Annotated in this window: 12 protein-coding genes; 2 read left to right on the top strand and 10 right to left on the bottom strand. The window is 66.3% G+C overall.

Translation table 11 applies throughout. From position 1 onward, the window contains the following. From A9X03_RS28810 to A9X03_RS23880, 4 genes are all read right to left on the bottom strand, one after another. On the bottom strand, positions 1 to 104 hold a 104-nt coding region (locus tag A9X03_RS28810; protein ID WP_197499120.1), incomplete at its 3' end, for a class I SAM-dependent methyltransferase. A 116-nt stretch (positions 105 to 220) separates the two neighbouring features. Continuing rightward, positions 221 to 1,084, bottom strand: coding sequence for a 3-hydroxybutyryl-CoA dehydrogenase (locus A9X03_RS23890; protein WP_067755542.1), 864 nt, complete (start codon positions 1,082 to 1,084; stop codon positions 221 to 223). A 212-nt stretch (positions 1,085 to 1,296) separates the two neighbouring features. Next, the gene (gene aceA, locus A9X03_RS23885; RefSeq protein ID WP_067755546.1) at positions 1,297 to 2,583 is read right to left on the bottom strand and encodes an isocitrate lyase; all 1,287 of its coding nucleotides are present in this window, start codon (positions 2,581 to 2,583) and stop codon (positions 1,297 to 1,299) included. A 268-nt stretch (positions 2,584 to 2,851) separates the two neighbouring features. Then, complete coding sequence (locus tag A9X03_RS23880; RefSeq protein ID WP_067755550.1) at positions 2,852 to 3,646, bottom strand: acyl-[acyl-carrier-protein] thioesterase; 795 nt, start codon at positions 3,644 to 3,646, stop codon at positions 2,852 to 2,854. A gap of 160 nt (positions 3,647 to 3,806) precedes the next feature. Between A9X03_RS23880 and ramB the strand changes: the two genes are divergently transcribed. Both ramB and A9X03_RS23870 read left to right on the top strand, forming a co-directional pair. Next, a complete protein-coding gene (gene ramB, locus A9X03_RS23875) occupies positions 3,807 to 5,231 on the top strand; it encodes an acetate metabolism transcriptional regulator RamB (RefSeq protein ID WP_067755553.1) in 1,425 nt (474 codons plus the stop codon). Continuing rightward, positions 5,228 to 5,809 (top strand): carboxymuconolactone decarboxylase family protein, encoded by a 582-nt coding sequence (locus A9X03_RS23870; RefSeq protein ID WP_067783246.1) that lies wholly within the window; start codon positions 5,228 to 5,230, stop codon positions 5,807 to 5,809. Before ramB ends, A9X03_RS23870 begins: the two co-directional genes overlap by 4 nt. On the opposite strand, the gene A9X03_RS23865 is transcribed toward A9X03_RS23870, so the two are convergent. The 6 genes from A9X03_RS23865 to adh all read right to left on the bottom strand — a co-directional run. Next, positions 5,800 to 6,072: a hypothetical protein gene (locus tag A9X03_RS23865; protein WP_067755559.1), complete on the bottom strand. Its 273-nt coding sequence runs from the start codon at positions 6,070 to 6,072 to the stop codon at positions 5,800 to 5,802. The genes A9X03_RS23870 and A9X03_RS23865 overlap by 10 nt on opposite strands. A 5-nt stretch (positions 6,073 to 6,077) precedes the next feature. Beyond that, the gene (gene lpdA, locus A9X03_RS23860; RefSeq protein ID WP_068263323.1) at positions 6,078 to 7,472 is read right to left on the bottom strand and encodes a dihydrolipoyl dehydrogenase; all 1,395 of its coding nucleotides are present in this window, start codon (positions 7,470 to 7,472) and stop codon (positions 6,078 to 6,080) included. A 33-nt stretch (positions 7,473 to 7,505) separates the two neighbouring features. Continuing rightward, positions 7,506 to 8,075, bottom strand: coding sequence for a hypothetical protein (locus A9X03_RS23855; RefSeq protein ID WP_068015133.1), 570 nt, complete (start codon positions 8,073 to 8,075; stop codon positions 7,506 to 7,508). After that, a complete protein-coding gene (locus A9X03_RS23850; RefSeq protein ID WP_067755570.1) occupies positions 8,068 to 8,346 on the bottom strand; it encodes a putative holin in 279 nt (92 codons plus the stop codon). The genes A9X03_RS23855 and A9X03_RS23850 overlap by 8 nt, the downstream gene beginning before the upstream one ends. A gap of 19 nt (positions 8,347 to 8,365) precedes the next feature. Continuing rightward, positions 8,366 to 8,833: a DUF779 domain-containing protein gene (locus A9X03_RS23845; protein ID WP_068015136.1), complete on the bottom strand. Its 468-nt coding sequence runs from the start codon at positions 8,831 to 8,833 to the stop codon at positions 8,366 to 8,368. Continuing rightward, the coding region (adh, locus tag A9X03_RS23840; RefSeq protein ID WP_068263319.1) for an aldehyde dehydrogenase at positions 8,833 to 10,029 on the bottom strand (1,197 nt) is incomplete at its 5' end. The genes adh and A9X03_RS23845, both read right to left, overlap by 1 nt.

Here is a 10,029-nt window from a genome sequence, read left to right as displayed (position 1 = left end):
GCGCACGTATAGCCCATTGTCGGATCTAGGAACAGGGCAAAAAACTCGTCCGAAACGTCGTAGATGGATTGCGATTCTTCATAGAACGGAGTCAATGTGGTCATGGGGTTCCCGATTACCCTTTCGCGTATTTAACGCGAGCATAATAACCGGAAAAACCAACATTGTCTTGACTTCGCGCGCTGGAATATCGGCGCCACGACGCCGGGCAGCTGCGCCGTCAGTAGGTGTAGAAGCCCTGGCCGGTTTTCTTGCCCAGCCGGCCCGCCTCGACCATGCGCAGCAACAGCGGCGGCGGACCGTAATGCGGTTCCTTGAACTCCTCGAACATCTTGTCCGCGATCAGCTTCAGGGTGTCCAGGCCCACCAGATCGGACAGCCGCAGCGGGCCCATCGGGTGTGACAGCCCGGCGACAACCGCCTTGTCGACGTCTTCGACGGTGGCAAAACCCGCCTCCACCATGCGAATTGCGGACAAGAGGTAGGGCACCAGCAGGGCGTTGACGACGAAGCCCGACCGGTCCGAGCAGCGCACCACCTGCTTGCCCAGGACGGCGCTCGCGAATTCCTCGGTTCGCGCGGCGGCGGCTTCGTCGGTGACCAGGGTGCTGACCAACTCGACCAGCGGGAGCACCGGGACCGGGTTGAAGAAGTGCAGACCCAGCACCCGCTGCGGATTCTTGGTGGCCGCTGCGATCTTCATGATCGGAATGCTGGACGTGTTGGACGCCAGCACCGCATCGGGATCGGTGACGACGGCGTCGAGTTCGGCGAACACCTTGGCCTTGATGGCATCGTCCTCGATGATCGCCTCGATGACGAGCTGGCGGTCGGCGAGGTCCTTCAGATCGGTGGTGAAGGTGAGCTGGCTCAGCGCCCGGTCGCGTTCCCGCTCGGTCACCTTGCCCGCGCTGACGCCGCGCTCCAGGGACTTCACGATGCGGTTGCGCCCGGCCGTGATCAGCGCCTCGGTGGTCTCGAACACCGTCACGTCGACGCCGGCTCTGACCGCGACTTCGGCGATGCCGGATCCCATCTGGCCGGCCCCGACCACCCCTACCCGCTGAATCGCTGCGTCGCTCACTGTCGTCTCTTTCGGTGTCGTATCGTCTTGCACCGCAATAGGCCCCGCCCAGGTTCGCTGGGCGGGGCCAATGCTACTTCACGGTGAGCAGCCGCAAACTCGCACGATCTGGATCGCAGCGGTGCGAGTTCGCGCCTGCTCGGCTCCGGAAGGAATCAGTGACTCAAGCCATCGGTTTCACTTCGTCCTCGCGGGCCTAAGCCCGCTCGTCCTCAGTGAAACTGACCCTCTTCGGTGGAGCCGGTCAGCGCGGTGGTCGACGAAGTGGGGTCGACCGTGGTGGCGATGCGGTCGAAGTAACCCGCACCGACCTCGCGCTGGTGCTTGGTCGCGGTGTAACCGCGCTCCTCGGCGTCGAACTCGCGCTCCTGCAGCTCGACGTAAGCCGTCATCTGGTTGCGGGCGTAGCCGTAGGCCAGATCGAACATCGAGTAGTTCAGCGCGTGGAAGCCGGCCAGCGTGATGAACTGGAACTTGAATCCCATTGCGCCCAGCTCCTTTTGGAACTTGGCGATAGTCGCGTCGTCGAGGTGCTTCTTCCAGTTGAACGACGGCGAGCAGTTGTAGGCCAGCAACTGGTCGGGGAACTCGGCCTTGACGCCCTCGGCGAACTTGGCGGCCAGCTCGAGGTCCGGGGTGCCGGTCTCCATCCAGATCAGGTCGGAGTACGGCGCGTAGGCCTTGGCCCGGGCGATGCAGGGCTCGAGGCCGTTGCGCACCCGGTAGAAGCCCTCCTTGGTCCGCTCGCCGGTGATGAACGGCTGGTCGCGCTCGTCGACGTCCGAGGTGATCAGGGTGGCCGCCTCGGCGTCGGTGCGGGCGATCACGACGGTCGGCACGTCGGCGACGTCGGCCGCCAGGCGGGCCGAGGTCAGCGTGCGGATGTGCTGCTGGGTCGGGATGAGCACCTTGCCGCCGAGGTGGCCGCACTTCTTCTCCGAGGCCAGCTGGTCCTCCCAGTGCGAGCCCGCGACGCCCGCGGCGATCATGGCCTTCTGCAGCTCGTAGACGTTGAGCGCGCCACCGAAGCCCGCCTCGCCGTCGGCGACGATCGGCGCCAGCCAGTTCTCCACCGAGGTGTCGCCCTCGACCTTGGCGATCTGGTCCGCGCGCAGCAGCGCGTTGTTGATCCGGCGCACGACCTGCGGCACCGAGTTGGCCGGGTACAGGCTCTGGTCCGGGTAGGTGTGGCCGGAGAGGTTGGCGTCACCGGCGACCTGCCAACCCGACAGGTAGATGGCCTTGAGGCCGGCGCGGACCTGCTGGACGGCCATGTTGCCGGTCAGCGCGCCGAGCGCGTTGACGAACTCGAGGTCGTGCAGCTGGCTCCACAGCACCTCGGCGCCGCGGCGGGCCAGGGTGTTCTCCTCGACCACGGTGCCCTGCAGGGCGACGACGTCCTCGGCGCTGTAGGTGCGGGTGACACCCTTCCAACGGGGGTTGGTGTCCCAGTCCTTCTTGATCTGTTCGGCGCTCTTGGGGGTGCCAACGGCAGACATTGGGCATGCTCCTTAACGAATCTTCACTACTGAGTTGGTGAACGCTGCACCGGCGGTAGCTAGAGGCTCAACTTCGCTGGTGTGCTAATTCGAAGATGACACAGCCTGACCACGCATTTCCACCCATTTCATTTGCCAATTTCGGCAACGACTCGGGGGGATTTAGCGAATGTTGCGAAGATAAACGGAAACTGAACCGTTTCAGAAACTACCCGCTGGTAACCGGAATCCCCAGGTCAGCCGGGAAATTAACGGGACACTTGTCCGGTTAGCGGGAGAAGATCGCGGCGACCGCTTTCGTCTCGTCGCCGACCGCATATGTGAGCGTTGTAACAGTGCGATCGGTGAGGTTGGGGCCGAACTGATCGGTCGAACCGGGCGGGTGGACGTGCGAGATGATCTCCAGCTTGTCGCCCAGCGCCACCGGTGCCTCGTGCTCGATCGTGATGCGCAGCGGGAGACGCATCAGCTCCAGGTGCGAAGCCAGGTAGTCCTCGATCACGCTCCAATAGACCGAGTTGTTCATGTGGTCGAACAAGTCGATGTCGGTGACCCGGACGGGGAACTCGTGGATCTCCGCGGCGTCGTCGCGGCTGCCCGGCTTCAGATAGCCCTTCCAGCGCAGCCGGTCGATGGACGTCGTCTTGTGCAGGCCGGCCAGGAAGTCGTCGGAGATGCGCGACGGCATCTGGGTCTCCCGGTTGATGTTGATCCAGAAGGCCTCGGATTCGATCAGCCCGCCCTTGCGTCCGTCGACGCGAACCCGCATCTCACACCACCGGTTCGACGTGCCCGAACACCACCGGCGGCACCGCAGCATGTCCTGAAACTCGATCGGCCGGATCAGGTCCAGCATCGTGCGGCGCACGATCCACAGCGGATGGGTTTCCTCGAAGCCCATCTCGCGCAGCTGATCCTGTCCGATGTCCTGGATGTGCCGGCACGCGGCGTCCAGCCGCAACCGGCCGGTGCGGTCGATGTCGGCCACCCGCAGCGGCCACTCGCGGTCGAAGACATCGGGGTGTCCGTCGGGAACCGGCATCAGTTCTTTGTCCAGGCTCACGGCTTAACTCCCCGTTTCCTCCTCGTGGGCGCCTCAGGCTAGCCCTGCGGTCTCGTTGCGAATCATGCCAACGACCTGTGCCAAAAACCAATCGCGACGCGTCCGCGGCCCCGTGCGAACCCTGCCAACATCCGCTTAGCAACCCGCTATCCTGGGCAAAGTGTCCAAGACGTTCGTCGGCTCCCGCGTCCGCCAACTCCGCAACGAGCGCGGGTTCTCCCAGGCCGCTCTGGCCCAGATGCTGGAAATCTCGCCGAGCTACCTCAACCAGATCGAGCACGACGTCCGGCCCCTGACCGTGGCCGTGCTGCTGCGGATCACCGAGGTGTTCGGCGTGGACGCGACGTTCTTCGCCTCCCAGGACGACACCCGGCTGGTCGCCGAGCTGCGCGAGGTCACCATGGACCGCGACCTGGACATCGACGTCGACCCGGCCGAGGTGGCCGAGATGGTCGGCTCACATCCCGCGCTGGCCCGCGCGGTCGTCAACCTGCACCGGCGCTACCGGATCACCACGGCGCAGCTGGCCGCGGCCACCGAGGAGCGGTACTCCGATGGCAGCGGCACCGGATCGATCACCATGCCGCACGAGGAGGTGCGCGACTACTTCTACCAGCGGCAGAACTACCTGCACGAGCTGGACACCGCCGCCGAGGACTTGACGATCCAGATGCGACTGCACCACGGTGATCTGGCCCGCGAACTGAATCGCCGGCTGACCGAGGTGCACGGCGTGCACATCAACAGGCGGATCGATCTCGGCGACACCGTGCTGCACCGGTATGACCCCGGCACCAAGACGCTGGAGATCAGCAACCACCTCTCGCTCGGCCAACAGGTGTTCAAGATGGCGGCCGAACTGGCCTACCTCGAGTACGGCGATCTGATCGACACCCTGGTGGAGGAGGGCAAGTTCACCAGCGACGAGTCGCACACGCTCGCCCGGCTGGGGCTGGCCAATTACTTCGCCGCGGCGGCGGTGCTGCCCTATCGCCAATTCCACGACGTCGCAGAGAATTTCCGCTACGACGTCGAACGGTTGTCGTCCTTCTACTCGGTGAGCTACGAGACCATCGCGCACCGCCTCTCGACCCTGCAGCGACCGTCGATGCGGGGCGTGCCGTTCTCCTTCGTCCGGGTGGACCGGGCCGGCAACATGTCAAAACGGCAGTCCGCCACCGGCTTTCACTTCTCCTCCAGCGGCGGCACCTGCCCGCTGTGGAACGTCTACGAAACGTTCGCCAACCCGGGCAAGATCCTGGTGCAGATCGCCCAGATGCCCGACGGACGCAACTACATGTGGGTGGCCCGCACCGTGGAGCGCCGCGCCGCCCGGTATGGTCAGCCGGGTAAAACCTTCGCGATCGGCCTGGGTTGCGAGTTGCGCCACGCGCACCGGCTCGTCTACTCGGAAGGACTCGACGTCTCGGGAGGACCAGGAACAGTGGCCACACCGATCGGTGCGGGTTGCCGTGTCTGCGAACGCGACAACTGCCCGCAGCGGGCGTTCCCGGCCCTGGGCCGCGCCCTGGATCTGGACGAGCACCGCAGCACGGTCTCCCCGTATCTGGTGAAGCAACCGTGACCGCGCCTCAAGGTGGTCGCATCCCCTCGGGGCGGTTCCGCGAACTTGGGCTGATCAACTGGATTCTCGCGAAGTCGGCCGCCCGCAAGGTCCGCGCGCCCGAGATGCACCTGTTCACCACCCTGGGCCAGAACAAGTTCCTGTTCCTGGTGTGGAGCATCTACAGCGGCCGCGTGCTGCGCGGCCGCCTGCCGGCGATCGACACCGAGCTCGTGATCCTGCGCGTCGCGCATCTGCGCGCCTGCGAGTACGAGCTGCAGCACCATCGCCGGATGGCCGCCAATCAGGGCCTCGACGCGGACCTGCAGGACGCCATCTTCGCGTGGCCCGAGCGCCTGGACCGCGTGGAGGCGCGCCTGACCGTGCGCCAGCAGGCGCTGCTGAACGCCACCGACGAGTTCGTTAAGGACCGCACCATCACCGACGCCACCTGGCAGCAGCTCGCCCAGCACCTGGACCGGCGTCAGCTCATCGAATTCTGCTTGCTGGCAAGCCAATACGACGGCCTGGCCGCGACCATGTCGGCCCTGGCCATCCCGCTGGACAACCCGCGCCAGACCGGCCCCGCTCAGAGGTAGACGTTGGCCAGGACGGCCAGCGTCAGCAGCAGCGGCGGCACGGGCAACCCGAACCCGAATCCCGACCACGCGTATTTACGCCGCCGCCGCAAGAACGACGCCCACATCGTGGCGCAGACCGCCAGCGCGAGCGACAGCAGCAACACCGTCGGGGCCCACTGGCCCACCGCCGCGTTGTCGTCGGCGATCGAAAATGCCACCAACCACAGGACATAACCTGCGGCGAGGCCGCCGATCGCCCCCAGAACGATGTCGCTGCGCATGGGCCCTAGAAGTTGATCATGTGGCCGGTCAGGCCGTGGAAACACTCCTGCAGCGCCTCGGACAAGGTCGGATGGGTGTGGACGTTGCGGGCCAGCTCGGTGGCGGTCAGGTCCCACTTCTGCGCCAGGGTCAGCTCGGGCAGCAGCTCGGACACGTCGTGGCCGATCAGGTGCCCGCCCAGCAGCTCAAGGTGTTTCGCGTCGGCGATCAGCTTGGCGAAGCCGGTGGGGTCGCCCAGGCCGTGCGCCTTGCCGTTGGCGGTGAACGGGAATTTGGCCACCACCACGTCGTAGCCCTCGTCGCGGGCCTGCTGCTCGGTCAGCCCGAAGCTGGCCACCTGGGGCTGGCAGAACGTCGCCCGCGGCAGCATCCGGTAATCGCCAAGCGCCAAGGTCTCTGCGCCGGCGATTGTTTCGGCCGCCACCACGCCCATGGCCTCGGCGACGTGAGCGAGCATCAGCTTGCCGGTCACGTCCCCGATCGCGTAGATGTGCGGCACGCTCGTGACCATGTAGTCGTTGATCCCGATCGCCTTGCGGTCGGTCAGCGCGACGCCGGTGTTCTCCAAGCCAAAGCCCTCGACGTTGGGGGCGAACCCGATGGCCTGCAACACTTTCGCGGCCTTGAGTTCCTGCGTGTTGCCGTCCTTGCTGACGGCGACGGTGACCTCGGAGCCGTTGTCGGAGATCGACTCGACCTTGGTGCCGGTGAGGATCTTGACGCCCAGCTTCTTGAACTGCTTCTCCAGCTCCTTGGACACGTCGGCGTCCTCGTTGGGCAGCGCGCGCGGCAGGAACTCCACGATGGTCACGTCGACGCCGTAGTTCTTCATCACGTAGCCGAACTCCATGCCGATCGCACCGCAACCGGCGATGATGATCGACTCCGGCAGGTCCCGGGACAGAATCAGTTCCTCGTAGGTCACCACGTTCTCCGACAGCGACGTCCCGGGCACCAGCCGGGTGCTGCTGCCGGTGGCGATGATCGCGTTGTCGAACGTCACGGTGTCGGTGCCGCCGTCGTTGAGCTCAACGGACAACGTGTTGGCGTCGGTGAACCGGCCGTACCCGTTGATCTCGGTGATCTTGTTCTTCTTCATCAGGAAGTGCACGCCCGCGACCCGGCCCTCGGCCACCTTGCGGCTGCGGTCGAAGGCGACGCCGTAGTCGAAGGTCGCGTCGCCGTTCATCCCGAACGTCGCGGCCTCCTTGGTGAAGATGTGCACCAGCTCGGCGTTGCGCAGCAACGCCTTGGACGGGATGCAGCCGACGTTGAGGCAGACTCCGCCCCAGTACTTCGGCTCGACGACTGCGGTGTTGAGGCCAAGCTGCGCGGCGCGGATGGCTGCGACATATCCGCCGGGACCGGCCCCGAGGACGACGACGTCAAAATGGGTCACGGCCCCTACCCTAATGGCCGCCCGGCCGGGGCGTTAATACGGAATGAGGCCGACGAGGCAGTGGCCCACCCGCGCGCAGTGGTAATAGCCGAGCAGGGGCGCCGCGGCGGCCAGGGAGGCGAAGGGTCCGGACATCACCGCCAGCGCGAGCGCCGAGACCAGCGGCCTGCCCTCGACCATCGCGAGCAGCACGCCGGCGACGGCGCACGCCACCACATAGACCAGCACCACGAACAGCGCCGGGGTCGCGTCCGCCGAGTGGTACCACCAATAGAACAGGCCGAGGCCGAGGACCGCGGCCAAGCACCACACGCCGAGCGCGACCAGCAGCAGCTTCCACCACTTCAGGTAGAGGTAGCGGCCGGGGACGGTGACCGGTTGCACCGGCGTGGCGGCGGATTCGGTGGCCGCATCGGCATCGCCGGCGGGCGGCTCGGACGTCGGGGGCTCGTCCGGCGCCGCCGCCGGGCGCTCGCCGGCGTCCTCGTCGGAATCCGAGAAATCCGGCTGCCACGACTGAGTGCCAGGGCCTTCGTCGTCGTCGGAGAAGTCGGGCTTCCACGACTGGGTGCCCGGGCTCGACGGGGTGTCGTCGTCAGCCACGTGATGTCACCTGGAGGGCGACCAGGACGCCGAACCAGCCCGGGGCCACCGCCAAGGCGAACGCGCCGAGCATCGTCACCCACCGGCGTCCGGAGAAAAGGATCGTCACCAGCCCGGCGACGCTCGGAATCCCAACGACCAGCGCGAGGGCGAAGGCCGGGCGGATGCTCCCGTGGACCGTCCCGGCGAATCCCACCCCCGCCAACAGCCCGACCGCGGCGCCGACCAGCATGGCGCCGGCCAACAACCGCGGGCGCGGGAGGGGGATCACGCCTTCGAGGTTACTGCCGTCACCGACCCGGAGGGCACGTTCGCGCCGCCGTGTCAGTCACCACCTGACCGCGCGCCGAAGGGCGCTCGCCGCGTTCGTAATCGGCGCCGGTGATGACCGGCGTGGCCCGCAGCTCAACCTGTTCGTCCTCGGTGAAGACGCGGCCGCGGGACAAGAAACGCAGCCCTTCGGGGGCTTCCACGCTGAACCCGCCGCCACGGCCGGGAACCACGTCGATGACCAGCTGGGTGTGCTTCCATGCCTCGTACTGCGGGCCCGAGATCCACACCGGCACCCCGTCCCCGACGTCGAGCACGCCGAGCAACACGTCGCGGTCGCCGACCAGGAAGTCATCCCGCGGATAGCACATCGGCGACGACCCGTCGCAGCACCCGCCGGACTGGTGAAACATCAGCGGGCCGTGTTTCTCCTGCAGGCGCGCCAGCAGTTCGGCGGCGCCGGCGGTGACCACGACGCCGGGGACCATCAGAAGAATCCCTGCGCCTTGTCCGAGTAGGACACCATCAGGTTCTTGGTCTGCTGGTAATGGTCGAGCATCATCTTGTGGTTCTCCCGGCCGATGCCGGACTGCTTGTAGCCGCCGAACGCGGCGTGCGCGGGATAGGCGTGGTAGCAGTTGACCCACACCCGGCCGGCCTGGATGTCGCGTCCGGCCCGATAGGCGGTGTTGCCGTCGCGGCTCCACACCCCGGCGCCCAGGCCGTAGAGGGTGTCGTTGGCGATCGAGATCGCGTCGTCGTAGTCGGAGAACGACGTCACCGTGACGACGGGACCGAAGATCTCCTCCTGGAAGATCCGCATCTTATTGTTGCCGGCGAAGATGGTGGGCTGCATGTAGTAGCCGCCCGACAGGTCGCCGCCCAGCTCGGCCCGCTCGCCCCCGGTGATGATCTTGGCGCCCTCGTCCTTGCCAATCTCGATGTAGGACAACACCTTTTCCAGCTGATCGTTGGAGGCCTGCGAGCCCAACATGGTCTCGGAGTCCAGCGGGTCGCCCTGCCGCACCGCCTTGGTCCGGATGGCCGCCAGCTCGAGGAACTCGTCGTAGATGTCGGACTGGATCAGGCTGCGCGACGGGCAGGTGCACACCTCGCCCTGGTTCAGGGCGAACATGGTGAAGCCCTCGAGGGCCTTGTCCTGGAAGTCGTCGCCCTTGGCCATCACGTCGGAGAAGAAGATGTTCGGGCTCTTGCCGCCGAGTTCCAGCGTGACCGGGATCAGGTTCTGCGAGGCGTACTGCATGATCAGCCGGCCGGTGGTGGTTTCACCGGTGAACGCCACCTTGGCGATGCGGTTGCTCGACGCCAGCGGCTTGCCCGCCTCGGCGCCGAATCCGTTGACCACGTTGACCACGCCGGCCGGCAACAGGTCGCCGATGAGCGACATCAGGTAGAGCACCGAGACCGGCGTCTGTTCGGCGGGTTTGAGCACGACGGCGTTGCCGGCCGCCAGCGCAGGCGCCAGCTTCCAGGTGGCCATCAGGATCGGGAAGTTCCACGGGATGATCTGCCCGACCACCCCGAGCGGCTCGTGGAAGTGGTACGCGACGGTGTTCTCGTCGATCTGCGACAGCGAACCCTCCTGCGCCCGGATCGCCCCGGCGAAGTATCGGAAATGGTCGACCGCCAGGGTGATGTCGGCGCCGAGCGCCTCGCGGATCGG

The organism is Mycobacterium sp. E1715, from assembly GCF_001667625.1.
GTDB lineage: Bacteria > Actinomycetota > Actinomycetes > Mycobacteriales > Mycobacteriaceae > Mycobacterium.
The sequence above is the reverse complement of the archived record's forward strand: the minus strand, read 5'-3'. Positions and strand labels throughout refer to the sequence as shown.